The organism is Serratia sp. CY52157, from assembly GCF_052168495.1.
GTDB classification, from domain to species: Bacteria; Pseudomonadota; Gammaproteobacteria; order Enterobacterales; family Enterobacteriaceae; genus Serratia; species Serratia ureilytica.
This window is the reverse complement of the sequence record NZ_JBJNMO010000003.1, coordinates 209,840-236,784: the sequence shown is the minus strand read 5'-3', so window position 1 is coordinate 236,784 and position 26,945 is coordinate 209,840. Positions and strand designations below refer to the sequence as shown.

Below are 26,945 nucleotides of genomic sequence, written 5' to 3'. Positions count from 1 at the left end.
TCGCAACTGCTCCTGCGCATTAACGTCGCAACTGAGCAACTCTATGAAAATGAACCCCAGGGCATGGTTTAGCCACTCCCGAATTCTGGCAAAAAAAACCGAACGATCGCCGCTTGCCGCTAACGATCCTGCAGGTGAGGGGGCGGTACGATCAGAGTTGTTTTCAACATCTCAGATGGAACGTTACGGCCAAAAGTTGGCACGTGCCCATAAATTATCTCCAGATAAGCTTCCCTACTACCTTCTCAAAAGGCTCGGCAACAATGAGGCCGCTATCACGCAGAACTGCTACGAGCTTAACTCAGGTATAAAAGCGAGCATTATGCCTGCCGGGGAGTGGTTGTTGGATAATTACTACCTTATTGAGGAGCAAATTCGCATCGTTCGCCAACACTTGCCGAAAAGCTTCGGCAAAGGTCTCCCATCCCTGATATCGCCTCAGAATTGTCCGCGAATTTATGATATTGCATCAGAAGCCATTGCGCACGGCGATGGCCGCTGGGACACTGCCAGCCTGACCAGCTATATCACTGCCTATCAACAGGTCACCCCACTGACGTTGGGCGAAATTTGGGCCCTACCGGGCATGCTGCGCCTGGCTCTGATTGAAAATCTTCGCCGCATCAGCATGGAAGTCGTAAAGGCTCAGCGGGAACGAAACCTGGCAGATGCGTGGATAACAAGAATTTTCGAATGTGCAGAGAATGCTCCCGCTGACTTAATCATGGTAGTCGCCGATATGGCGCGCTCACGTCCTCCGTTGAGCAGTGCATTTGTCGCGGAGTTAATACGGCGTCTGCAGGGGCATGGCAATGCTGTGTCGTTGCCTCTGACCTGGGTTGACCAGTGCCTGGCGGAACAGGGGGTCACAACCGAGGCACTGATTCATCGCTTCAATCAACAGCTCGCTGCCAGTCAGCTTTCAGTCAGTAATAGCATCGCTGGGTTGCGTTTACTGAGCGAAACGAACTGGGCTGATTTCGCTGAGGCGATAAGCACCGTTGAACAGGTATTACGCCGTGATCCTGCCGGTATCTATACCCAAATGCACTTTGATACTCGGGATCATTACCGCCACGTCATTGAGATTCTGGCCAGAGATAGCGGCCTCAGTGAGCCTGAGGTAGCCAGCCGGTTACTGGCTCTTACCAGGGAGAACGCTCCCGACACATCGAAGTCCCACATTGGCTATTATCTGGTAGGCGAAGGTCGAGAGGAGTTGGAAATTCATCTGCTGGCTGACACCTCAACGTTTATACGCCTGCGGCACAGTTTCAACAGAATATCCCTGCTGTCATGGCTTGGCAGTCTGAGTTTGTTGACCACAGCAACGGTGGCCGGGGTATTGCATGAAACTGCGCAGCAAGGAACTTATTGGCTGCCGATCGTTGTGGCATTGCCTCTTGTCATTGCTGTTAGCCAATTAGCAAGTGATCTGCTCAGCGATGCCACCACTCGTTTTCGAATCCCCCGCCCATTACCGAGGATGGATTTTTCAGCCGGTATTCCCGTAGATAGTGCAGCCATGATCGTCATCCCTTGCATGCTGACAAGTCACGAAAGCTTCAGCAAACTTCTCACCAGTCTTGAAGTATGTTGGCTGGGGAATCAAAACGAAAACATCTGTTTCGCTCTGCTCACCGATTTTGCCGATGCAGAAAATAAACAAGCGTCTGCAGACAGAGCCCTCCTCAGACAGGCGATCGCCGATATGCAGGCGCTTAACCGCCGCTATCCATCCCGACACCCTCGTTTTTATCTGCTGCACCGGCAGCCTGAATGGAACCCTTCTCAGCGGACCTGGATGGGTTATGAACGCAAGCGGGGCAAACTGGCGTTGTTGAACGACTGGCTGCGCCATCCTGCGGCGCAATTTGTCAGCGTTGCAGACATGCCAGCTCATCTTTTACCGGGCTATATAAAATATGTCATTACGCTGGACAGCGACACGGTGCTGCCACGCGATACGGTACACAAGCTGGTCGCGACGATGGCGCATCCGCTGAATAAGCCAGAGTATGATCCGGTACGCCAGAGGGTGGTCAAAGGATTCGGCATTCTACAGCCCGGACTGGCGGAGGCGATGCCGCATAATGGCCAGGGGCGATACGCGGCCATGCGCAGCAGCGCACCTGGCAATAACCCCTATTCCATGATGTCTTCCGATATCTACCAGGATCTCTTTGGGGAAGGATCGTTCGTGGGCAAGGGGATTTATGATGTCGATACCTTTGTTCAAGCTACGGCCAACGTTTGTCCTGAAAATCTGGTTCTCAGCCATGATTTACTGGAAGGGTGCTACGCGCGTTCGGGGCTGCTGAGTGAAGTTTTACTCTACGAACAGTACCCCAATAATTACCTTTCGGATGTTGCACGCCGCTCACGCTGGATCCGGGGTGACTGGCAACTGCTGAACTGGTTGAAACTACGCGTCAGAAAAGCGGATGGAAGCCGGGATAAGAATCCTCTATCCGCACTATCTTACTGGAAACTGTTTGATAATTTGCGCCGTAGTCTCGTCGCCCCCTCTTTACTGATATTGCTGTTCTTGACACTGCTTTGGGTGCCTAATCCGGTTTATTGGCTTGGCATGCTGGCGCTGATATGGCTGTTACCTGCAATGCTGAGCATCCTCTATGACCTGCTGCATAAGCCCCTTCGCCGCCACCTGAAACCGCATTTGTTGCTGGTAGCTTCAGGGGCGCTGAAGCGTCTGTCAGGCATCGGGCTTAATTTTGCGATACTGCCGCACGAAGCCGGATATTCATTGTATGCGATTATCGTGACGCTATGGCGTCTGGGCGTGAGCCAGCGCAATCTCAGCCAGTGGGTCAGCCATCGCCCTGACGACAATCAGGCCAGAACTTCGGTTGGCCGTTTCTACCAGGCTATGTGGCTGAACGTCGTTGGCGGAGTGGCACTCACCATTCTGACCGTACATATTGCGCCGCAGCTACTGGCGATCGCTTTGCCGGTCAGTGTGTTATGGTGCCTGGCCCCCCTGCTGATGAAAGGGTTGAGCCGCCAACCCGTTCGTAAGGCCTTTTCGCCGAACCAAGAGCAAAAACAGCTGCTACGCCAGACAAGCCGTGAAATCTGGGCATTTTTTGAGACCTTTGCCACAGCGCAAGAGAACTGGCTTCCGCCTGACAACTATCAGGAAATACCGCAACCGACAGTGGCTCACCGTACTTCTCCTACCAATATTGGCCTTTCCTTGCTGGCCAATCTGACGGCCTGGGACTTTGGTTATCTTTCCGGCGGGGAGGTATTGCAGCGCGTGTCGCTAACGCTTGATACGCTGGACAAAATGGAACACTACCGAGGACATCTCTATAACTGGTATGACACCCGTACGCTGGCACCACTCAGCCCACGCTACGTTTCAAGTGTCGACAGTGGCAATATGGCGGGTCATTTACTGACATTGCGTGAAGGGCTATCTGCCATGCGCCATCAGCCTGTTTTAAACATCGAACAGATGCTGGCCGGGCTGAACGATACGCTGGATATTCTAGAGAAACATTGGGGCTCAAGCGCGCCTACCGCTTTGCGGCTACTGCGCAAACACTGCCAAAGTGCGGTGCCACTGTCTCCGCCAGCGCTTTTCAGCGAACTGAAAAAAATGCGCACTCAGTGCAACCATCTGACAACGCAATGTCATCAAGACTCCCCCCTTCAGGTACGCTGGACAAAACATCTGGAAAATCAGCTGGTGCAACTTGGCCATGAATGGTCGCTACTACTCGACTGGTTGCCAGCGTCCTGGAACAAACAGACGCTGCCGACGCTGAACTGGTTGGCCCGTGCGACATTTACCGGTGAAGGAACGCCTCCGGCGTCCGTGACGGCGCAAGCTCAAATGCGGCTGAAAATTATCGCCGAGCTTGAACAACGGCTGAATGACCATGCTCGGATGGATTTCGCCTTTCTGTACAGTGAGGCAACCAGTCTGCTCAGTGTCGGTTACAACTGTGACACGAATACGTCAGACAAAAGCCATTACGATCTTTTCCCATCTGAAATCCGACTGACCAGTTTCCTCGCCATTGCGGCGAATCAGTTGCCACTCAAAAGCTGGTACGCGCTGGGAAGGTTGTTCACCACCATAGACAATGAAACTGCCCTGATGTCATGGAGCGGTTCGATGTTTGAATACCTGATGCCTAATCTGGTGATGCCCATGTGGCCAGGCAGTCTGCTTGATGAAATGAGCCAGTCGGCGGTGATGCGCCAGATACACTGGGGTAAAGAGCGTGGGGTGCCTTGGGGGGTATCAGAGTCTGGCTATCATGCTTTTGATGTTCAGCAAAATTATCAGTATCAGGCATTTGGCGTGCCAGGGCTCGGTCTGCGTCGGGGACTTGCCGATGATATGGTGGTTGCCCCTTACGCCACCCTGCTGGCGCTGATGGTCTCACCGCAAAAAGCGTGTGAAAACCTGTTCCGACTGCAAAAAAATGGCGCACAGGGTGAGTATGGCTTCTATGAAGCGCTGGATTATACCCCTTCACGCCTCGCAACCGGTCAACTGTATGCGGTAGTGCAATCCTGGATGGCACATCATCAAGGCATGGCATTTCAGGCGCTCGCCCACGTGCTGCTTGACGCCCCCATGACTGAGCGATTTATGTCCAGCACGCTCTTCCAGTCAGCGAGTTTATTGTTACAGGAGCGCGTGCCGGATGCGGTCGATCTCTACAGCCCGCGCCGTCATTTTGAATCTCATGAAGGGAGGGTCAAACCCGTACGCTATGAACCTCGTATTTTCAACGGGGTGGACACACCGGTTCCGGAAATTCAGCTGTTGTCCAACAGCCATTATCATCTGATGTTGACGGCTGGCGGGGGAGGCTACAGTCGCTGGAATAATATTGCCCTAACCCGCTGGCGAAGTGATACCACCCGGGATAACTGGGGAACGTTCTGCTATATCCGCGATATGCAGACGGGTGAGATATGGAGCAATACCTGGCAACCGGCAGGCAACGCTATCGGGCTCGACGAAGAAGTGATATTTACCGATGCGGGGGCGGAATTCAGGCGCACCTTCGGGACGCTCAGCGTCAAAACCCAGGTTGTTGTTTCACCCGAGGATGATATTGAACTGCGACGTATCACCCTGGTGCACCGTGGCCGCCAGCCGCGCTCTCTGGAACTGACAACCTACGCCGAAGTGGTACTGGCGTCTGATGCCAGCGATCTGGCACATCCAGCGTTCAGCAATTTGTTTATCCAGACCGAGCTTGATCCTGAACGTGACGCTATCCTCTGCCACCGGCGCCCGCGCTCGCCGGATGAGTCGAGCCCTTGCCTGTTTCACATGATGGTGGTGCATGGAGCTCATCATAAGAGCGTCTCGTTTGAAACAGACAGGGCAGAGTTCATTGGACGTGGCAGAAGCCCAGCTGATGCTCGGGCAATCGAGGAAGGCGGATCGCTCAGCAATACATCGGGCTCAGTGTTGGATCCTATACTGGCGATACGTCATGCCATCATCCTGCAGCCTGGGCAACCGGTCACGATTGATATCGTTTATGGCATTAGTGAAAGCCGCCAGCAAAGCCTAGCGTTGCTCGAAAAATATCGCGACTATCCTATCGCTGACCGCGTGTTTGAACTGGCGTGGTCGCATAGTCTGGTGGCATTACGTCAGATAAACGCCAGTGAAGATGATGCCACCTTGTTTAATCGTCTTGCCAGCGCAGTACTTTATCCCAGTCAGGAGTTGCGTGCCGAGGGCCAGACCATCAGCCATAATCGGCGTGGTCAGTCCGGCCTGTGGGGTTGGGCAATCTCAGGTGATCTGCCGATAGTGCTGCTCAGCATTTCCAGCGAGGAAGGTGTCGCCTCCGTCACCACCCTGATTCAGGCACACCGCTACTGGCGGCTGAAAGGGCTGGAGGTGGACTTGGTGATCCTGAATAACAGCCCAGGGGGATACCAGCAGGGATTGCAAAATCAAATTATGGATTTAATTTATGCCGGGTCAGAAGCCAGTCTGCTGGATAAAACGGGCGGCCTTTTTGTTCGTAATGGCGAGCACCTCACCACTGAGGATAAGCTGCTGCTGATGAGCGTGGCTTGTCTTTATCTCGATGACCGTGCGGGTGGAATTAATGAACAGCTTAATCAGCGTATTCACACCCCAAAACCTCCGGCCAGACTGTTGATTCCGCATATTGTTTCGGAGAGTCACCAACATACAGATTGGGCCCCCGATACCAGCCAGTTGCGCCATTTCAATGGGTACGGCGGATTTTCTCATGACGGCCGGGAATATCAGATTGTGCTCCGGGAAAATGAGTCAACACCCGCCCCTTGGGCAAATGTACTGGCGAATGCCCGTTTTGGCAGTGTGATTTCGGATGCGGGGCAGGCCTATAGCTGGTATGAAAATGCCCATGAATTCAGGTTAACGCCGTGGGAGAACGATCCTGTGAGCGATCGTAGCGGTGAGGCGTATTACCTGCGTGATGAAGAGAGTGGTGAGTGCTGGTCACCTACGATTTTACCTACGCGCGGACAAGGGGATTACCTGACACGCCATGGTTTTGGCTACAGCGTATTTACCCATCGGGAGAGTGGTATAGACAGTGAGCTGACGGTATTTGTTGCCGAAGAGGCCCCGGTTAAACTTGCAATCCTGACGCTCAGTAACAATTCGGGACGCACTCGTAAACTGTCCGTCACGGGCTACGTGGAGTGGACGCTCGGAGAGTCACGAATCCGCTCCGCTCCTCATATCGTGACACATGCTGCCAGTATCCCTGGCGGTTGCGGTGTGATGGCAAATAACTTTTATGGTGACAACGGTGGCGAGCGCACTGCATTTTTTGCCGTCAGCGGTAATTATTGTTCGTTGATGGGAGATCGCCGGGAGTTTATTGGCCGTAATGGTTCGTTGCGCAGCCCATCCACCATGAAACTGCGCAGACTCTCGGGTAAAACCGGCGCCGGCCTCGATCCCTGTGGAGCCGTCCAGTCAGCGGCTACATTTATTGACGGAGACCAGAGAACGTTTATTTTTGTCCTTGGCGCGGCAGATAATCATGCCCAGGCTCAGGAGATACTTACTCGCTATCTCAATGAGGATGCGGCCCGCCTGGAGCTGAACCGCGTTCACCACTATTGGCGCCATGTGCTCGATAAAATCGTGGTTAATACGCCTGATACATCTGTGAATTTACTGGTCAACGGCTGGCTGTTATACCAGACCGTAGCCTGTCGCCTCATGGCTCGCAGTGGTTACTACCAGTCCGGCGGCGCATTTGGTTTTCGCGATCAGTTGCAGGATACGCTGGCACTGAGTCATGCAGCCCCGAATCGAATGCGCGAACAGATAATACTGTGCGCATCACGGCAATTTATCGAAGGAGATGTGCAACACTGGTGGCACCCTCCACACGGCAGCGGGGTTCGTACCCACTGTTCTGATGACTACCTGTGGCTTCCGCTTGCCGTTTGCCACTATGTGGAAACGACGGGGGATATGAATGTGCTGGAGATGCGCATACCGTATCTGGAAGGTCGCCTGCTCCAGCCCGGTGAAGAGTCTATCTATGACACGCCGCTAGTCAGCGGCACCGAAGAGACACTGTGGTTGCACTGCGTCAAAGCGATTCAACATGGACTGAGCTTCGGGGAGCATGGTCTGCCGCTGATGGGGTCAGGTGACTGGAATGACGGGATGAACCGGGTTGGTATCGAAGGCAGTGGTGAAAGCGTCTGGCTGGGTTTCTTCCTGTATGACATTTTGCAGCGGTTTACCGCACTGGCAGAGCGCAAGCAGGATGACAGTGTCGCCTCGATGTGTCGTTCGCAGGCCTTGCACCTGCAAAACAATCTCGAAACTCACGCCTGGGATGGCGAATGGTACCGGCGCGGTTATTTTGACGATGGTACTCCCCTGGGCTCGAAAGCCTCGCAGGACTGCCGGATAGATGCGATTGCGCAGAGCTGGTCTGTATTGTCCGGGGCCGCCAGCGCGGGACGATGTGCACAGGCCATGCAGGCGCTGGATAAGCACCTGGTAGATAACGATGGCGGGTTGATAAGGCTGTTAACACCACCATTCGATGGTCATGGACCTAACCCGGGTTACATCCAGGGTTATCTGCCCGGCGTGCGGGAAAATGGGGGGCAGTATACACATGGCGCCATCTGGGCCGTTATGGCATTTGCACGGATGGGAAATGCAGAACGCGCCTGGCAACTCTGGTCAATGATCAACCCGATAAATCATACCCTTAATATAGACTCGGTTGGGATTTATAAAGCTGAGCCTTATGTCATGAGTGCTGATGTCTATAGTGTCGCTCCCCATACCGGACGAGCGGGATGGAGCTGGTATACAGGTTCCGCAGGCTGGGCCTACCGTTTACTTACCGAGGAATTACTGGGTATAAAACGCTCCGGTGCTACCTTTACTGTCCATGCCAGATTGCCGGATGAGTGGTCCTCTTTTTCGATGTCATATCAATATGGTGAAAGCCAGTATCAGATTATGGTTTCACGCGGAGAGGGAGAGTATCGTGTCACACTGGATAGCATCGTACTGCCTGGCGACAACATTCCTTTGCGGGATGATGGGAAAAATCATACGGTTGAAATTATTCAAAACTGATACTGCCTTAAAAGGCGCATTAAAGCCTGCCGTTAATGCGCTGATTGTCCCTGAGAACTTCGATTGCGGTTTGCATTACGACTTTATCATCTCGTCTTTTCTGTTTGAGTTGCATCACCTGGAGGTATTCAAGCAACGTTCGGGTGTTAATCGGCCTGCCTTGTTTTCCCACGGCCAGCACCGCCTCACCAAGGATAATTTTCACTGGGGGTAACTGTGCAGGGTACCAGTCAAGGGTGTCTTCTGATTTCATTATAAATTTCTCATGGAAGGGTATTATATCACAAAATATTACTTTGTTGCTTGGTTCTGCTCTCATAGCTCAAAAATAAAGAGAAACGGTATACCATATAGATAGTTAAAGCCAATGCCTCCCTGCTGAGTTTATGAATATGATTAATGCATTTCGAGTTGTAAAAAACGAAATCAGGCTAATGAAACATCCAGAAGAATAATGACAAGGATGATTGCAACCACTATGCGCCGACTAATTTATATTTTGAATCTAAACACAACACCATTGTCTAAGCAGTATGTAATGCTAAAGACATAGCTTTACTTATACATTACAAACTATATATTTAATTTTCGGGTCGAGTTAAGGAAAAACATGTCACAACATTTTACAAAGGCTTTACTCCATCCCCGTTACTGGATTACCTGGTTTGGGCTAGGTTTGCTCTGGATTATCGTCCAACTTCCCTATCCGGTACTGCATTTATTAGGTTCTACTCTGGGGAGGTCATCTAGACCTTTTCTTAAAAGACGCGGGCGCATTGCCGACAAAAATATAGAGCTCTGTTTCCCGGAAATGACAACAAAAGCACGGGATAAGATGGTCAGAGAAAATTTTGTTTCCTTGGGGTTAGGGTTGATGGAAACTGGCATGGCTTGGTTTTGGAGTGATGCCAGGGTGAGGAAATGGTTTGAGGTTGAAGGTATTGAAAATCTAACGAAAGCTACCCGAGGCGTGATGGTTTTAGGCGTTCACTTCATGTCCCTTGAATTATGCGGAAGAGTTATGGGGGTATGCCATCCAATGATGGCTACTTACCGTCCACACAATAATCTGCTTATGGAATGGATACAAACTAAAGGTCGAATGCGCTCAAACAAAGCAATGATTAATCGACGCAATCTACTTGGGTTTGTCCGGGCACTGAAAGCCGGCGAGGCTGTTTGGTTTGCACCTGATCAGGATTATGGGCCTGAGGGTAGTGTTTTTGCGCCTTTCTTCTGCGTTAAAAATGCAGCCACTACGAACGGAACTTTTGTTCTATCGAAACTCGCAAGAGCGGACTTGGTTACTTTGAGCATGATCCGACTTAGTAATAAAAAGGGCTATCGTATGTTTATCAGTTCTCCGCTTTTAGATTATCCCAAAGGTGATGAGATTATAGCAGCAAACTACATAAATAAAATTATCGAAAAGGAAATTTGCCGAGCCCCAGAACAATATCTATGGATGCATCGTAGATTTAAGACTCGGCCTGAAGGAGAGCTTTCTGTTTATAAATGAATCATCCGCTAAATCACACAGCATAGCATCAGATCGCCTTATATTTTCGAGGTTTACAAAACACTCTGCTTATGTGGCCTCTAATAGATATAAAAATCACTACCGCGATTAATTTCACACGCAATTAATGCCTTGCAAGCGTATTGATTTAACTAAAATCGGCAATGAGCACTAATTATTTTAGGAAGGAATATCCTCACCATAAATTAAAATTCAGTTTATTATTTTAATATACTTATAGGTAGTAATTTTTATACCAATTGTAGTCTGCTGAGATTCAGGCACAAAAAAACCGGCCTGAGCCGGTTTGGTGAGCGCATGTCGTTATGATATTGGCCATTCAGCGGCCGATAGGATGCCCTGGTGTTGCTTCATGTATTCTGGTCACTGCACTATAGGCGGCACGGCGATTGAGCGTCCAATGGATTCGGCAGATCAATAATGGCCGATTGATCGGCCCGGCCGATCGACACGCTCATCGTCACACGGCGCCGCACTTCGGTAGCCAGTCCGCCTCACATTCCTCACTCAATATCAGGTTGGTTTGTATTCCCTGCTTGGTGCGGCGTTTCAGCAACGTATGCTCATACTCTTTCAGCGTTTGCGGCACCGCCTGGCCAAACGCCGTCAGGTTCATCACGTGCTGATAGCCCCGTGCGGCCATAAACGACAGGTAGGCGTGGTACAGATAGCGGCGCGGGTTCGGGGGGGTGATGTTGGCATTGCCGATCATCATCCCTTCCGGGGTGCCGAGCACCGTCAGGTAGCCACAAAAATCGACCAGCGGATCGGCATGCCGTTTGATTTCCAGGGCTTCCGCCGAACTCTGTTGCGCCTGGAGCAGTGCGCGGGCGTCATTCGGGTTGGCGAAGCGTTGCATCAGATGACGCACAATGACCGCCAGCTCTTCGGTGATCTTCGCCAGCAGCAGCGGATCGCGTTCTTCGGGGGCGATAGCCTCCGGAAACGGTAAAATAACCCGGCGGCGCGAGATACCGCCGCTGCGGTCGCTGAACTGCATCGGGTTGTTGTTGACCGCCAAAATCACCGCCGGAATGTGCGCCGCGTAGGCGTCGCGGTATTTGGGGTCGATGGCGACGGCATCGCCGCCGGTGATGGCCTTGATACCCGCGCCGTCACCGCTCCACTTCTCCTGGTCAGGCAGGAGTATCAGCGAGTAACCGACCACGCTGGCACGCTCGCGCGCCGACTCCAGGTTGTCGATGGTGGCCGAAGTGGTGTTATCGGCTCCGGCCAGCAGCCGGGCAATGGCCGCCATTACGCTCTTGCCGCTGCCGCCGGGGCCGGTCACTTCGAGGAACAGCTGCCAGTCATAGCGGTTGGCCAGTACCATAAAGAGTGCCGCGAGAATACGTTCCTGCTTGTCGTGACTCCCCCCGGCGGCCCGCGTCAACCACTGCCAGAAGTGCGGTGCATGGTCGGCCAGGTTCTCCCCGGCACGCGGCGGCGTGTAGTCCACGCTGTTGACGGTGCGCAGCCAGTGCTCTTGCCGGTGAGCGCTGAACTGGCCGCTGACGGTATCGAATACCCCGTTACGAAAACCTATCAACCGGCGAACCGGGTCGCCCATCTGCGGCACCATCAGCTTGAGGGTATCCAAAATGCTGTTGATACCGGCGGCGGAGAACGGCGCGCGTATCTTCTGGAACAGCGCGGCAATCTCCCGGCTCAGTTGCCGGTGCGGCAGCACCTGCCAGGCGCCGCGCGTATAGCGGCACAGCTCCTCTCCCACCGGCGGCACCGCCAGGGTGTTGCCGTAATGCTCGGCCAGCAGCTCTGCCTTCTCGCTGGCGCTCATGGCTTTGAGGTCAGCATCGCTCAGCGTGTCGAACGGGCTGGGCTGCGGCGGCTGGCTGAACGCCTGGAGCTGCGCCCGCGTAGCGTCTGCCCCTTCCCGACCATAAACGTCGTTCCAGTCTCCTTCCGAGGGCGGCAGCGCCGGGACACCGCCGGTGAGTGTGGCCGCCTCGGCGGCGCGGGTCTGTCCGGTGCCGCTGCGGTCATTATCGGCCGCCAGCAGCAGCCGCGCATCTGGGTAGTGGCTGCGTAGCTGCTCCGCCACCGCCGTCAGGTTGTTGGCGCTGAGCGCCACGCACACCGTCTCACCGGTCAGGCAGTGCACGGTGAGGCCGGTGGCGTAGCCTTCAGTGAGCCAGATAACCGCGTTGTCTGGGCCGCTCAGGGTGTGGCAGGCGGCTTTCACCTGCCCGCCTGCCAGCATGCGTTTGTCGCCGTGGGCGTTAATCAGCTGCACGTTAACCACCTCGCCCCCGGCATTATGTAGCGGCAGCAAGAGGTCGCCGGGCCGGAAGGTGATACCGCCGACGCGCAGCGACTGACCGTGCAGGGTCAGGGTTTCTGCCTCCGGCCAGCCTTTGGCGCTCAGATAGGCATTGCCGCTTTTGCATTGAGCGGCAGCCACCAGAGCCCGTGCCTGTCGCGCGGCTTTGCGCTGGGCCTCGGCCTTGTCTTGCCCGCCGCCCTTCTGTGAGGCATGGCCGGTCTCAGCGGCCGGTGGCAAGGCGCTGGCGCTATTCCCCATCACGGCAGCCACCTGTTCGGCAGCAGCTCGGGCAGACAGTGACAGGGCTTTTTCCACCAGGTTGAGGCCGTCACCGGCCCCGCACTGATTGCAGAACCAGGTGCCGCGTCCGTCCTGGTTGTCGAAGCGGAAGCGGTCTTTGCCGCCGCAGGTCGGGCACGGCTGCGGCTTGCCGTTCGACTGCAAGGCAATACCGAGGGCCGGGAGTATCACCGGCCACTGGCCGGTGGCAGTGCGTACGGTCTGGGAAACGAAGTGGGCGCTCATGCTCTTCTCCTCAGTGTACGGTGGCGTTCTGCGATGCCGACAGGCGGTCGCAGCACAGCTCGTCCATCATCTTTTGCCCCAGCGCGGTCAGGCGCGGTGCGGCCACCAGAACGTCCGGCTGCACCATGTCGCTCAGCATGGTGCACGCCATGTCCATGCCGTCCTCCGTGCCGTACTGACGCACAAAGTGCCCCTCCAGGCGCAGGGCAATCGTCATCTGCAGCTCGTCCAGCGTGTACCCCAGGTTCACCCGGTAAAAGGCGCAGGTGTCCAGATAGGCCTGCGCCACGGCGCGGCGGAAAACAGCGGTACGGACTTCAATCGGTAAGCAGGATGCAGTGTTCATGCGGCGGTGGCCTCCATGCGGGCAAGGATTTGGGATTCACAGGTGTTGACGACGTGGCCGAGCTGGTCGGTCAGCAAGGCAATGACCGAGGCAAACGACGCCTGTTGGACGGCGTCGGGGCGCTGCCCGCCGAGGTCGAGGGTATCCAGCAGGTCGAGGAACAGCACGCCGGTGGCGTGCGCATGCTGAAGACGCAGAAAATCGGCATGCGGGATAGGGTAATGAGTATCGCGGTAGTAGCGGTCGGCCAGGGTGTTCATGCTGCCGCCTTAACCGGCAGACGACCGGCAAAGGACAACACGTAATCACGGACCAGCAGGCGGCGGGCATTGCGTTCGCTATCCGCTACGGTGCGCACGATACGCGGTGAAGCCGTCAGCGCAGAGCGGCGCACGGCCGCAAACAGAAAGCAGAATGTAGGATGAGTCGGGGTGAGGGTCGTAGCCATGGTGGCAGCCTCCAGCAAGTATTGGTTATTGCTACCACCGAAGTTTCCACGCTTATGGGTGGTAGCCCAGACGGGGGTGGAAATACCGGCCTTACTGGAAACCGGCCTGACCGAAGTCAGCCCCGCCTGAGCCACCATTGATTGACTGCTGCGGTAGCATAACATCCACCGCGCAAAAAATGAGCGCACAAAGGCTGCGACGAAAAAAAACACGCATGGCGCGTGTTGTGTCGCCAGTAAGTTACACGGGTTTCCACGCCCGGCTGCCGATTTTGCGGCAGCGGGAGGACTATAGCGCAGGGCCGGACGTGGGGGCAAGCCGTAAGACGCCCCCGGACGTTCAATTGATCGCATAGTGATCAACAGTCGGTCAGTTGGTCGTTGCGGGTATCGGCAGCCGCGCAGGTCAGCGGCACCGGCCCGGCACGAAACAGGCGCGGTTCAGCCTGGCAACTCGCCAGACGGATAACGCCATGTTTTTCACTGCGGTGCTCCGGCAAGACGACGCCAGGCTCTTTACGCTGCAACAGAATAGCTTCCGCCACAAACAGCGCGTCGCGCTCATCAAGGGTGAAATGCTGGCGACCAAAGGTTAGCTGCATCATGCGGCGGCCCCCTGGTGACGGTTGGCGATACGTTCGTCCATCCACTGCTCGACCTCAGAGGCCAGCCAGGCGACGTTTTTACCGCCGAGGGAGACCTGGGCCGGGAACTGCTTACGGCTCATCATCTCGTACACGGTGGAGCGGGATAGACCGGTGGTGTAGAGCACTTCCGGCAGGCGGATAAAGCGCTCGCGCGGGGTGTAACTGCCAGGAATAACCGGCGACGGGGTGGATGGGGTGGGGGTGGAAACGGTCAACATAAAACGCTACCTCTTTGTGTCCGGCCAACGCTGGCCGGGACTGTGTGAACTTCGGTAGCGCCCTATTATGTGAATATTTACCGGGGTGGCAACAAGGTATTGTTGTGTGATGGAACAGATTTTATGTTTACTTTTCAATCAAGTGGACAACGTTGGCCGATATTAGCCTTTATTGGCATTTATTGACCGTTGTTGGCAAACCTGCCGAAAAGCCTGAGCAATGAATGGGCGGTTGATTAATAGGGAAAAACCGCCAAACAGCGCTAGCCAGGGAAAAGGTCATTTTGGGCCGGGTGAACAGTGGTGAACACCGGGTGAAGAGTTTATAGAAAACTGTTCACCCTCTTATTTGCTGATTTATCTATATTTTTTCTTTAGGTGAACAGTAGTGAATAGTTTTAGGTAAAACTAAAAATGGCTTGATGGTTTTCTCATCAGTGCTCAGGGCTGTTGTCCTAGGAACAGTCCAACCGGGATGAATGGCGATGTTGTACGGCGGTCAGCAGAATAGCTTCACATTGACTGACACCGGAGACTCGACCATGAGCACCACCGCCTTACCGAAATACATCACCGATAACCTGCAAGCCCTGCGTGACGCTCGCGCCGCCCACGACAAAAACTACCAGGCGTTGAACGACGTCGTAACCGGCATTGCCCGTTGCCACCAACAGAAGAAAGACACCGAAGTGCAAAGCCAGGAGGCTGAAAGCCAGTGGCGCACCCTGTTTCGCAAACTGCGCGGAGAAATGACGCCGGAACGGCAAGCGCAGCACCACAGCCGGATTTCCAAGCGGGAGCTGGCGAAAGAGTTCGACGGCCTGATTGAGGAGATGGATCTGGACAAAATGCAGCTTCACCTCAACTGCGGCGGCACGGCCCCGAAGGTGGTGGCCGCACACAAAGACGCCCTCACGACCTTTGCGGCCCATGCGATGCATCAGGCAGTGGATGCGCTGAGCAAGGCGCTAATCAGCCCTGACGTTATCAAGGCGTGCGCACTGGCTTCACGGGCTTACGGCGTCTATGCGGACAATCCGATGAGGATGATTGAGCAACAGGTACTGGGAACGCTACAAGGCCGTATTCACGTTGCCATGGCTACGCAAAATATCGACCACCCGGTGCTGAATGAGATTGGTCTGACGATACCGGAACAAACCGGCGTATTGCAGGAGCGACAAAGATGCCCAATGCGCCAGATGCGAGGGGCAAGAGAACTGGCGGAAAAACGTCGTTGGCTGCAAGAAAAAGGAGCCCAATCATGATGCGTTGCCCGCTGTGCACTCATGCGTCCTATACCCGTACCAGCCGCTATATCACGGAGCGGACAAAAGAGGCGTATTACCAATGTCAGAGCCTGACCTGTTCTTGCACATTCAAGACGGTGGAAAGCGTCGATAAAATCCTGTGTCAGCCGATACAGCCACAACCGGCCGATGAGAACGCCCTGCCACCGCAGGAGAAACGGACGTTGAACCGCTATCGCCGTTACAACAGCAATCCTACCCTGCACTAATCACACTCCGCCCCGCCGCTCTCGCCAGCACCGCGGGGCATTCCCCTTCCGCCTCGCCCAAAACAGCCTTTTTCCTGGCTAGCCAGCCTCAAATTGCGCGTGCATGCATAGGGTGCATGATTTTGCATGCAAGAAAATGCACTTTTCATCCCCTGCCGCACCAGTACTGGCGCGGCCTGCGGCCGTTCATGCAACTGCATGAAAAGCGACACATGAAGTGCGCAGGCGAGGCGGGGGAAGTATTGCGCGCGGGAAGATTTGAGCAACTTATAGTTTTGAACATACACATCCTAGTTGTGAACACGGTTGAATCGCGTAGTTATAGACCACGAAGTGAGGTTAGGCTTGCCGTATGAATGAATTTTGCATTTTGAACGAAGGGCAGCTTTATCTCCCTCATGATCTTGTTGAACAAACGAAATCTTGAGCCCTGCTGGTGAAGTAGAGATAGTACTTAGCGCGATATCAAAAAATATTCTTGGAGTGCAAAAACAAAAGACGTATATTAAACATACAACTGTGACAAACCCTTTACCAAAAAACCATTCCAGGACAAGTTTATGCAAATTGAGGTTGCAACAGAAAGCACGGACACTACAAAGCAAAAAGGTGATCTTTTCGAGGAACTGGTTAAAGATCTACTTTCCGCTCAAAATTATGAAGTAGCACAAGAATTAAGAGTAACAGGTGCTGAACTTGATTTATTATGTAAACACAAAGTAAACTCAAAAGAAATTTACGTAGAATGCAAAGCCCAAAAAGAAAAAATCAGCGCCCCTATTCTTAATAAATTGATAGGAGTGGTTAATCTCCATGACTATTCCGAGGGTTGGATTATTTCAACATCTGAATTCGGTAAAGATGCACTTGGCATCGTCGATTTAATAGCTAAAAAGCCGAGAGAAAAATCATCACAATTCAGTTTCTACACTCCAGAAAGAGTTATTAGCTCCCTAACAGCTGCTGGTATAATAAAGACACCTCCCATAGATAAAGCAAGTGAGTTTCTTGGAGATGAAGTTAATTTAGGTAGCTGGACTCTTTTAATAAGTAAGTTCGGGCGTTTTTGGGCGGTATATACTCTAAACGGAGGGGCCCCAGAAGGGGTTTTATTGTTCAGCGCTTCATCAGGAAAATTAATTAGCGATAGTTCAACACTAGAAAACATATCAAAGCTTGAAGCTACTATAACTGATTATGATTTATCCGTGGGCAAAAAGGACAATGAAGTCACAATACTTCCTGATAGGGTTGAAGGTATAACAAATGTAGTAGAGGTACAAATCGGAGACTCTTGGGATGATTACCGGCCGGCTAGACCAAAGGACTTTGTTGGCCGAGATGACATGCAAAAAGAAATCCTCGGTTTTCTTTCAAATGTGAAAGATGGAAAAACTAGCACTCGGATATTTGCAATAACAGGAAACTCAGGCTTAGGAAAAAGCTCACTAATTGCAAAAATTAGGGATAGATCTAAAAACAAACACTATCATAAAAAATACTTTGTCTATGCTGTTGATATTCGAGGTGCGAAATCCCCCTCATACATTACATCTGCACTACTGCAAGCATTAAAGCAAGCACAAGAAAATGGTTTTGGTAAGAAGGTAAATTTATCTCTCACCGATCCAATAAACCACTTCTCATCAGAATCAATCTCAGAATACCTCGAAAGCATAAAAGAACAAGACAAGGTAATATGTATTATATTTGATCAGTTTGAAGAGCTATATTCCAAACCAGAGTTATTTAATGTTTTTAAGGCTGCCAACAGTTTAATGCTCGAAGTGGCTGGTTATAAAGGAAACCTCACTCTTGGGTTTGCTTGGAAAACGGACAGTACAACCCAACAAGACCATCCCGCATATCATATGTGGCACACTCTATCTGATTTAAGAAAAGAGTTTAAGCTAAGTCTATTCGATAGTGGTGAGATATCTAAGTCCATAACTACTTTTGAAAAAGAATTTAGCCATAAATTAACCCCAGCGATTAGAAGCCAAATAACGTATAGTTGCCAGGGTTTTCCATGGCTTTTGAAGAAGCTGTGCATAAACCTCAGAGAAAATATAAAGCGAACTGGCTACAACGAAGTAACATCCGTAGAATTGGACGTTGAAAAGCTATTCACAAATGATTTAGATTTACTTACTCCATCAGAAAAGACCTGTCTAGACCTAATCGCCAGCAAGGCACCGGCTGATTGGAGTGAAATAATAGAGCTATCAAGTGCAAGTGATGTAAGTCAGTTAGTTAACAAGAGAATGGTAATTAAAAGTGGTGATAGATTGAATATATACTGGGATATATTCAAGGATTATTTGGTGACAAAGAAACTGCCTGTTATCCCATATAACTATGTTCCAACATCAGATTACAAAACCATAATAAACATTGCAAATGAGTTAGATCCCTACCATTATGAAAACTCACATAACATATCAGTAAGAGCCGGTATAAAAGAAACAACAATGCTGAATATCGGGGCAGATCTCGTAATGTTCAGCATAGCAGAAAGAAACGGTTCCAGTTTCAAATTAAACAGTAGTATCTCAGAAAAAAATGACGATGAGTTCCTCAAAAAAATTCGCGAGAGACTTGGGAAACACTCCTTTAAAATAGCACTTTATAAACGATACTTCGGTAAAACCGTGGACGTGAACCTTTTAATAGAAGTATTAAAGGAAAGCCTGCCAAAAGCTCATCATAGCCAACAGACATGGGGTGTTTATGCAAGAAGACTTTCTCGTTATTTACATATGACAGGATATATATCTCAGCATAAAGACAGCTATGTTATTCAGGATAAAGGAGCAATACAACAGGCTGTTGCCTCCTGGCAAAAAAGGTATAAAGGCCATCAGAATGATGTATTTGCGCCCAATGCTTCACCATTACTAGTTCACGAATGCTTAGATTTAATTCAAAAAGGAGCAAGTCACGATCAAATCCAATCGCAGGGGTGCAAAAATGCTCTTACTGTTCTCACCCGTTTTAAGCTCATATCTATATCTAAAAAACAGTTTGACGTCAATAAAGATTTAATTTCAAAATACAGCTCACCACTCGAAGCTATATGGAGTCATGCTAGTAAAGAGAAGTGTTTAATTAGCTGCATTGGAAAAATAAAAAAAGAGCCGGAAATAAGCAATATAATGTTAGCAAAGTATATTTCCAATGAATATGATGTCAACTGGAACGATGCAAGCTTAAAACGTTGTGGAAATAGCCTCAAACAATGGTCTAATTGGATCATAGCCCGGGGTGATAAAAGTGATATTCCTTATCCACTAGGTAAGAGAGCTAAACAAAAACAATAACAGCATTAGACGCCGAAGAAATGACTGAAAAATCACTTCTTCGGCGCTTCTGCAGAAATGAAATTATCTATTAACAATTTTTGCAAAATCAAAAGGGGTGATTGGTGTTCTTTTGTTTTCGTCCAAATAGTCGGCCCACCACTGAACCATCAAACGTCGCTCATCCAAATGCTCAGATGTATGGATGTAAGCAGCACGCACATTGTTACGCTCAGAATGGCTTAACTGCCGCTCAATCGCATCATCGCTCCACAATCCGGACTCACCTAAAGCACCGCGTGCCATTGTCCTAAAACCATGCCCACACACTTCTGTTTTAGTGTCGTATCCCATTGCACGTAGCGCATTATTCACCGTATTTTCGCTCATAACTTTATCGGGATCATGATCGCCGGGAAACAACCGCTTGTTATCGCCGCTCAAAGACTTCAAACGCTCCAGCAAGACCAACGCTTGGCGGCTTAGCGGGACGATATGCTCTTCTTTCATCTTCATGCCACGGTGTGAGTAGCGTACACCTTTGATTTCTTCACGCTGCGCCGGAATGCGCCAGCAACCTTTATCAAAATCGAACTCATCCCAGCGAGCGAAACGCAGCTCACTAGAACGCACAAAGGTGAGTAAAGAAAGCTCTACGGCGATACGTGTCATGAGACGTCCCCGATAAGCGGCAAGCCGTGCGAGAAACTCAGGGAAACGATGAGGCGGCAATGCCGGATAATGCCGAGCTTTGGTTGTTGCCAATGCTCCGGCCATATCGCTGGCAGGATTTGAATCAATGTAATCGTTCTGAACTGCATAACGCATAATGGCCGTAACACGTTGCTGTAAGCGCTGCGCTACGTCATGCTTACCACTTGCATCAACAGCTTTAATCGGTGCTAAGAGATGGCTGGTTTTAAGGCCACGAATATCAGCTGCACCAATGTGCGGGAAAATATACAGTTCCAAATAACGAAGCACTCTCGCTCGGTGATCTTCACTCCAGCGTTTGTTGTTAGCATGCCATTCTCGGGCAATGGTCTCGAACGTGTATGCGCCCGCAGTTTCAGCCTGAGCTTCCCTTTCTTCTGCTTTTGGATCCAATCCTTGTACCAACAGCTTTTTGGCTTCTTCTCTTTTGCTACGTGCCTCGGCAAGACTGACCGTCGGCCAAACACCGAAAGCAAGTCGATCCTCTTTTTTATCGTTAGGGCGGCGGTACTTCATTCGCCAATACTTGGAACCTTTCGTCGTAACCTCGAGATACAAACCACCGCCATCGGCCATTTTGTAGGTTTTCTCTTTAGGCTTTGCGGTCTCGACCTGGCGGGCGTTTAGCTTCATTTTGGGGGCACATTTTCTATCGAAGTGGAGATGCCCCCAATTATGCCCCCAGTGCCCCCTGGATTTCAACGGACGGCCTCGGACAATGGTGGACGCCAAAAAGGCTACTCTTATTGATTTTAAAGGATTTTTTGGACTTCGTCGGACGACTACGGAAGGGGGAATGGTGCCGAAGGCCGGACTCGAACCGGCACGTATCTCTACGGTTGATTTTGAATCAACTGCGTCTACCGATTTCGCCACTTCGGCACTGAAGTAGTATGCGGAAAACGGGTGAATTATACCTTCCCGCGACCAGCACGCAACACTTATCCGTTGTTCAATGAGTTAAGTGTCGAAAAAACCGCCGCCATGCGCGTTTGTCCGCCCCATCTTCTCGCTCCACGCCCTTCACAACCCTGTTAATGGTGAGCAGGCTGTTGCAACGAGCATACAGGATAAGGCGCCACACTCACGCAATACCATCCGATTCCAGGTTCTAGCATCGTTGCACAGCACAATGATAGCTCCTGTGCCGTACGTCTCACTCACTCCCACTAGCCAGAACCGCTTGCCCTGCTAGCGAAACAGGTTCAGGAGCCCGGCACGCCGCAGGCCGCAACCGCCTCCCCCATCGCCACTGTCTCACCCTGCGCCTGGCAAAAACAAAATAATCCCCAGCCGTAATGGCAATGCTGCAAATAATTGCACGCCAATGTGTCAGCGAATAAAGAATGAGGTTGCGCAACATTCCGAGAACACTATTTTTTCATTAATGAATGTCAGATGGGGAAATAAAGAAGCGGAATGCTGCTTTCAGGGGAGAGACGCTATTTCGGTTAGATGGGGGGGTTATCTAAAATCACCAGAAAATAGCGTACATACGTAACAAAATAGCAACTCAAGGCGTAAAAACCAGCAGAGAACACTTGCCTCTGCAGAGTTAATAGCTTTAAGATGATGTAAGAAAATTTTCCCTGGTGTTGGCCAATATTGGCAGCCTGACCTACGCGGTCAGGTTTTTTTTTATATTTTTTATCAAAACATTACCGGGAAAGTGTATCGCCTTAAGGGGTGAGAAACTAGTTAGACTAAAGTACAGTCCCTTACTAGACCTTTATCAGTTCATGCAGGTTATTATTTCAAAGCGCAGAGATCGGGGCCGGTGCTGTATTGCTTCCTTCTCGTGAGCCGCCGCGCTGCCCACTCAATACCGATTAACGCCCATCATTTCCCGGTTCGAAAGCTGCCGTGTGCGAGCAGCCTATCCATCCACTGGTTTAATCAGCCGCAGCTCCATCCCCAGGCGCACGGCATGTCGGGCATTCGTTACCCCCAACTTTTTGACGACGTTGGACATATGGTACTTGATGGTGCCGGTCTTTATGCCCAGGATCATCGCCGTTTCCTGGTAGGTTTTACCCACGCTGGCCCAATAGAGGATTTCGTTTTCCCTGTCGGTAAAGCGGGCGTTGCCTTCCAGCGCTGCGGCGTTTTTATCTGACGGCGGGGCCAGCGCCAAATACGACTCATGGATTGAGGCCAGCAATACCGAGATTTCACCTTTACGTTCGATGAGCGCCGGGATGACTTCCGCTTTCTGTTCTGCGCTGAAGGCAAAGGAAAGCGTGACGAGATTGTTGTTGTAATCGTGCAATACGAAGGTATAGCCGTGCGTCACGCCAAACTCGCGGGCCTGCTCGAACAGTTCGGGAAAATGCAGCCCTGCGTCCGCCATGATTTGCTCGTCCCAGGCGAAGGGGGTCAGGCGGTTGCGGGCGGTAATCACCACCGGATCAATGTACTGCAACCCCTGCTCTTGATACTTGTTGACCCATTCAGTCGGGTAGTTGGTGACGCCAAAAATACAGGAAATGTCTTTTTTGGATAACACCACATACGCCCACAGGAGCTCGCCCAACTCCCCCAACGCCGCTTCCAGGCGCTTGCCGATGATATTGCTGAGATTGTATTCGTCTTCCATTGACTGCCCGCTCCCTCTATCCGCATGCCGCAGGGTTGACTATAGCACGACGAAAAGCGACAGGTCGGGGGAGTGGTTCACCGGGGGCATACAGCACCCACAAAAAAGGCGCGGCCCCGCGGCCACGCCTTTTCCCATACCGCTCGCCCCGCTACTTGCGTTTGAGCAGCATATACACGCTGATCAGCAGGAACAGCATGCTCGGCAGCAGTGCCCCCAGCACCGGCGGCATGCTGTAAACCATGCTCAGCGGGCCGAAGATCTGATCCAGCACGTAGAACAGGAAGCCGAAGCTGATGCCGGTCACCACGCGGATGCCCATCGGCACGCTGCGCAGCGGGCCGAAGATGAACGACAGCGCCATCAGCATCATCACCGCCACCGACAGCGGCGAGAAGATTTTTCGCCACATGTTGAGCTGGTATTTGTTGGATTCCTGGCCGCTCTGCTTCAGGTACTTCACGTAGTTGTGCAGCCCGCTGATGGAGAGCGAATCCGAATCCAGCGCCACCACGCCCAGCTTGTCCGGGGTCAGGTTGGTTTTCCATTCGCCGGTCAGCGTCTGGGTGCCGGTCACCTGTTTCGGGTTGGTCAGATCCGAGGTGTCCACCTGCGAAAGCTGCCACAGGCCGTTCTCGAAGCTGGCGGTGGCGGCATAGCGCACCGTCTCCAGGCGACGCTGATCGTTGAAGTGGTAGATGTTGACGCCGGAGAGTTCTTTATCGCCGGAGACGCGCTCGATGTAGATGAAGTCGTTGCCGTCCTTCGCCCACAGCCCGCTCTTGGTGGAGAGCAGCGAGCCGCCGTACATCTGCTGGGCGCGGTAGTTGCGCGCCATCTGCTCGCCCTGCGGCGCCACCCACTCGCCGATCGCCATGGTCAGCAGCACCAGCGGAATGGCGGTTTTCATCACCGAGCCGGCGATCTGCAGGCGGGTGAAGCCGGAAGCCTGCATCACCACCAGTTCGCTGCGCGTCGCGAGCTGGCCCAGGCCGAGCAGCGCACCGAGCAGCGCCGCCATCGGGAAGAAGATCTCGATGTCTTTCGGCACGCTCAGCAGGGTGTACATGCCGGCGCTCAGCGCGGTGTATTCGCCCTGGCCGACCTTGCGCAGCTGATCGACGAACTTGATGATGCCGGACAGCGACACCAGCATGAACAGCGTCATGATGATGGTGTTGAAAATCGTTTTACCGATATAACGGTCTAATACGCCAAACATCAGGCCGCTCCTCTCAGGCGTGCGCGCAGCTTGCGCATCGGCACGGTATCCCACAGGTTCAGCGCCAGCGCCAGCGCGAAGTAAACGCCGTTAACCAGCCACAGCCACAGCATCGGATCCAGCTTGCCCTTGCCGGCGTTGGAGCGCAGCGAGGTCTGCAGCAGGAAGAAGATCAGGTACAGCAGGATGGCCGGCAGCATGCTCAGCACGCGGCCCTGGCGCGGGTTCACCACGCTGAGCGGCACCACCAGCAGCGCCATCAGCGCCACCGACACCACCAGCGTCAGGCGCCAGTGGAATTCGGCGCGCGCGTCCGGATCGTCGGATTCCCACAGCGTCTGCATCGACATCTGTTCGGATTCGGTGTTGTCCGCCGCCACGGTGCGGTGGCCAATCACCGCCTTGTAGTCGGTGAAGTCGGTAATGCGGAAGTCGCGCAGCAGCGCGGTGCCTTCAAAGCGGGTGCCCTTGTCGAGCGTCACCACCTGCGAGCCGTCTTTCTGCTGCACGATGTTGCCGTGCTCGGCCACCACCACCGACGGGCGTTGGTTGCCGTTCGGCCGCAGCTGCGCCAGGAACACGTCGTTGAAGGTGCTGCCCTTGACGTTGCCGATAAACAGCACCGCGTTGCCGTCCTGCGAGGGTTTGAACTGCCCTTCCGCCAGCCCGGCGATGCTCGGGTTGGCCTTGGCTTCGTTCACCACCACGTCCTGATAGCGCGAGGCCCAGGGGCCGGCCCAAAATACGTTCACCGCCGCGATCGCAGAGGTGAGCAGCGCCAGGATCATGGCGGCGATAATCAGGGTGCGTTTGCCCAGCCCGCAGGCGTGCATGACGGTGATTTCGCTCTCGGTATACAACCGCCCAAGCGTCATCAGCAAGCCGAGAAACAGGCTCAAAGGCAGGATGAGCTGCGCCATCTTCGGCACGCCCAGAGCGAGCAGAGAGAGTACTAAGTTTGTCGGGATATTGCCGTCCACCGCGTCGCCCAACACCCTGACCAGGTTCTGACAAAAGAAGATCAGAAGCAGGATGAACAGGATGGCGATTTGGCTCTTGAGCGTTTCCCGTACCAGATATCTTATGATGATCACGCTTATTACGCCTGTGAAAACTTGTCTTTTTGCAGGAAAATCGATAATTTCATCGCTAATCCGCCATTTATTCTCATCATATGGCAACCTTCACAGCTAAAATAGTATTACAACATCAAGCCGTTTGGGTGTCCTATAGGAACTTGCTTATAGTCGCCAAAACAGAGCAATTTACGCCGTTCAGGTTAACATAATCCGTTAACTCAAATGGCGGGAGATCGTTACGGAGTCGATTATTCTAGCCGTAGCGTCCGCCTTTGTCTTTAAGATTCAGGAGAGTGCATGGAGTTCAGTGTAAAAAGCGGTAGCCCGGAAAAACAGCGCAGTGCCTGTATTGTAGTCGGCGTTTTCGAACCGCGCCGCCTGTCCCCTATCGCAGAACAACTCGACAAAATCAGTGATGGTTATATCAGCGCATTGCTGCGCCGTGGCGAACTGGAAGGCAAGGTCGGGCAGACGCTGCTACTGCACCATGTGCCCAACATTCTCTCCGAGCGCATCCTGCTGATCGGCTGCGGCAAAGAGCGCGAGCTCGATGAGCGCCAATACAAGCAGGTGATCCAGAAAACCATCAATACCCTCAACGACACCGGCTCGATGGAAGCGGTCTGCTTCCTGACCGAACTGCACGTGAAAGGCCGCAACACCTACTGGAAAGTGCGTCAGGCGGTGGAAACCGCCAAAGAGACGCTCTACACCTTCGATCAGCTGAAAAGCAACAAGGTGGAGCCGCGTCGTCCGCTGCGCAAAATGGTGTTCAACGTGCCGACCCGCCGTGAGCTCACCAGCGGCGAGCGCGCCATCCAGCACGGCCTGGCGGTGGCTTCCGGCATCAAGGCGGCCAAAGATCTCGGCAACATGCCGCCGAACATCTGTAACGCCGGCTACCTGGCCTCGCAGGCCCGCCAACTGGCGGACGCCTTCAGCACTAACATCACCACTCGCGTCATCGGCGAACAGCAGATGAAAGAGCTGGGCATGAACGCCTATCTGGCGGTCGGCGCCGGTTCGCAGAACGAATCATTGATGTCGGTGATGGAATATAAGGGCAACCCAAATCCGGACGCTAAGCCGATCGTGCTGGTAGGCAAAGGGCTGACCTTCGACTCCGGCGGCATCTCGATCAAACCGGCCGACGGCATGGACGAGATGAAATACGACATGTGCGGCGCGGCGACCGTGTACGGCGTGATGCGCGTGGTGGCGGAGCTGAACCTGCCGCTGAACGTGATCGGCGTGCTGGCCGGCTGTGAAAACATGCCGGGCGGCCGGGCGTATCGTCCGGGCGACGTGCTGACCACCATGTCCGGCCAGACCGTCGAGGTGCTGAACACCGACGCCGAAGGCCGCCTGGTGCTGTGCGACACCCTGACCTACGTCGAGCGCTTCGAGCCGGAGCTGGTGATCGACATCGCCACCCTGACCGGCGCCTGCGTGATCGCCTTGGGCCACCACATCACCGGCCTGATGTCGAACCACAACCCGCTGGCGCACGAGCTGCTGGGCGCTTCCGAGCAGGCCGGCGACCGCGCCTGGCGCCTGCCGATGGCCGACGAGTACTACGAGCAGCTGGACTCCAACTTCGCCGACATGGCGAACATCGGTGGCCGCCCTGGCGGCGCCATCACCGCCGCCTGCTTCCTGTCGCGCTTCACCCGCAAGTACACCTGGGCGCACCTGGATATCGCCGGCACCGCCTGGCGCTCCGGTAAAGCCAAGGGCGCGACCGGCCGCCCGGTGGCGCTGCTGTCGCAGTTCCTATTGAACCGCGCAGGCCTGAACGGCGACGATTAAATCTGAGCGGTAATTCAGGTATAATCCCAAGGGGCACAGCATGCTGTGCCCCTACATTTTTTATCGGCAGCGG

The 26,945-nt window shown here is 53.0% G+C and carries 17 protein-coding genes and 1 tRNA gene; 6 read left to right on the top strand and 12 right to left on the bottom strand.

The genetic code is table 11. From position 1 onward, the window contains the following. The first annotated feature begins 43 nt into the window (after positions 1-43). Positions 44-8,626 carry a glycoside hydrolase family 94 protein gene (locus tag ACJ8IP_RS14950; RefSeq protein WP_135637751.1) on the top strand — a complete coding sequence of 2,861 codons (8,583 nt, stop codon included), beginning with the start codon at positions 44-46 and terminating at the stop codon, positions 8,624-8,626. Positions 8,627-8,645: 19 nt separating this feature from the next. Here ACJ8IP_RS14950 and ACJ8IP_RS14945 read toward each other — a convergent pair whose 3' ends face one another. Continuing rightward, positions 8,646-8,879 carry a hypothetical protein gene (locus ACJ8IP_RS14945; protein WP_016929262.1) on the bottom strand — a complete coding sequence of 78 codons (234 nt, stop codon included), beginning with the start codon at positions 8,877-8,879 and terminating at the stop codon, positions 8,646-8,648. A gap of 357 nt (positions 8,880-9,236) precedes the next feature. On the opposite strand from ACJ8IP_RS14945, the gene lpxP reads away from it, so the two are divergent. Then, positions 9,237-10,145 carry a kdo(2)-lipid IV(A) palmitoleoyltransferase gene (lpxP, locus tag ACJ8IP_RS14940; protein WP_135637750.1) on the top strand — a complete coding sequence of 303 codons (909 nt, stop codon included), beginning with the start codon at positions 9,237-9,239 and terminating at the stop codon, positions 10,143-10,145. A gap of 481 nt (positions 10,146-10,626) precedes the next feature. Here the strand turns inward: lpxP and ACJ8IP_RS14935 are convergent, their stop codons facing one another. From ACJ8IP_RS14935 to ACJ8IP_RS14910, 6 genes are read right to left on the bottom strand one after another with little or no spacing between them, the layout of a single operon-like run. Then, positions 10,627-12,975, bottom strand: a complete 2,349-nt coding sequence (locus tag ACJ8IP_RS14935; RefSeq protein WP_135637749.1) for a primase-helicase zinc-binding domain-containing protein — start codon at positions 12,973-12,975, stop codon at positions 10,627-10,629. 10 nt (positions 12,976-12,985) lie between these two features. Next, positions 12,986-13,321 (bottom strand): DUF5375 family protein, encoded by a 336-nt coding sequence (locus ACJ8IP_RS14930; protein WP_135637748.1) that lies wholly within the window; start codon positions 13,319-13,321, stop codon positions 12,986-12,988. Further along, positions 13,318-13,581, bottom strand: coding sequence for a hypothetical protein (locus tag ACJ8IP_RS14925; protein WP_015376559.1), 264 nt, complete (start codon positions 13,579-13,581; stop codon positions 13,318-13,320). Before ACJ8IP_RS14925 ends, ACJ8IP_RS14930 begins: the two co-directional genes overlap by 4 nt. Further along, positions 13,578-14,123: a host cell division inhibitor Icd-like protein gene (locus tag ACJ8IP_RS14920; protein ID WP_135637747.1), complete on the bottom strand. Its 546-nt coding sequence runs from the start codon at positions 14,121-14,123 to the stop codon at positions 13,578-13,580. Before ACJ8IP_RS14920 ends, ACJ8IP_RS14925 begins: the two co-directional genes overlap by 4 nt. Positions 14,124-14,128: 5 nt before the next feature. Further along, the gene (locus ACJ8IP_RS14915; protein WP_135637746.1) at positions 14,129-14,374 is read right to left on the bottom strand and encodes a hypothetical protein; all 246 of its coding nucleotides are present in this window, start codon (positions 14,372-14,374) and stop codon (positions 14,129-14,131) included. Next, positions 14,371-14,634, bottom strand: a complete 264-nt coding sequence (locus ACJ8IP_RS14910) for a helix-turn-helix transcriptional regulator (RefSeq protein WP_197780754.1) — start codon at positions 14,632-14,634, stop codon at positions 14,371-14,373. Before ACJ8IP_RS14910 ends, ACJ8IP_RS14915 begins: the two co-directional genes overlap by 4 nt. 542 nt (positions 14,635-15,176) lie before the next feature. Here ACJ8IP_RS14910 and ACJ8IP_RS14905 point away from each other — a divergent pair. The 3 genes from ACJ8IP_RS14905 (at position 15,177) to ACJ8IP_RS14895 (ending at position 19,473) form a co-directional block, all read left to right on the top strand. Then, a complete protein-coding gene (locus tag ACJ8IP_RS14905; RefSeq protein ID WP_135637744.1) occupies positions 15,177-15,902 on the top strand; it encodes an NAD-dependent aldehyde dehydrogenase in 726 nt (241 codons plus the stop codon). Continuing rightward, the gene (locus ACJ8IP_RS14900; protein WP_135637743.1) at positions 15,899-16,153 is read left to right on the top strand and encodes an ogr/Delta-like zinc finger family protein; all 255 of its coding nucleotides are present in this window, start codon (positions 15,899-15,901) and stop codon (positions 16,151-16,153) included. The genes ACJ8IP_RS14905 and ACJ8IP_RS14900 overlap by 4 nt, the downstream gene beginning before the upstream one ends. A gap of 560 nt (positions 16,154-16,713) precedes the next feature. Continuing rightward, on the top strand, positions 16,714-19,473 hold the full coding sequence (locus ACJ8IP_RS14895; protein ID WP_135637740.1) for a restriction endonuclease: 2,760 nt from the start codon (positions 16,714-16,716) through the stop codon (positions 19,471-19,473). A gap of 63 nt (positions 19,474-19,536) precedes the next feature. On the opposite strand, the gene ACJ8IP_RS14890 is transcribed toward ACJ8IP_RS14895, so the two are convergent. The 5 genes from ACJ8IP_RS14890 to lptF all read right to left on the bottom strand — a co-directional run bounded on the left by ACJ8IP_RS14890 (position 19,537) and on the right by lptF (position 25,078). Beyond that, positions 19,537-20,799 (bottom strand): tyrosine-type recombinase/integrase, encoded by a 1,263-nt coding sequence (locus tag ACJ8IP_RS14890; RefSeq protein ID WP_135637739.1) that lies wholly within the window; start codon positions 20,797-20,799, stop codon positions 19,537-19,539. A 164-nt stretch (positions 20,800-20,963) separates the two neighbouring features. Beyond that, positions 20,964-21,048 (bottom strand) — tRNA-Leu (locus ACJ8IP_RS14885). 994 nt (positions 21,049-22,042) lie between these two features. Then, positions 22,043-22,762, bottom strand: a complete 720-nt coding sequence (locus tag ACJ8IP_RS14880) for a LuxR family transcriptional regulator (RefSeq protein ID WP_108680117.1) — start codon at positions 22,760-22,762, stop codon at positions 22,043-22,045. A 151-nt stretch (positions 22,763-22,913) separates the two neighbouring features. After that, positions 22,914-23,984 (bottom strand): LPS export ABC transporter permease LptG, encoded by a 1,071-nt coding sequence (gene lptG, locus ACJ8IP_RS14875; protein ID WP_033641698.1) that lies wholly within the window; start codon positions 23,982-23,984, stop codon positions 22,914-22,916. Next, entirely contained in the window at positions 23,984-25,078 is a 1,095-nt protein-coding gene (gene lptF / locus ACJ8IP_RS14870) for an LPS export ABC transporter permease LptF (protein WP_033641697.1), read from the bottom strand. The genes lptG and lptF overlap by 1 nt, the downstream gene beginning before the upstream one ends. 282 nt (positions 25,079-25,360) lie before the next feature. Between lptF and pepA the strand changes: the two genes are divergently transcribed. Beyond that, complete coding sequence (gene pepA / locus ACJ8IP_RS14865; protein WP_004933352.1) at positions 25,361-26,872, top strand: leucyl aminopeptidase; 1,512 nt, start codon at positions 25,361-25,363, stop codon at positions 26,870-26,872. The last annotated feature ends 73 nt before the right edge of the window (positions 26,873-26,945 follow it).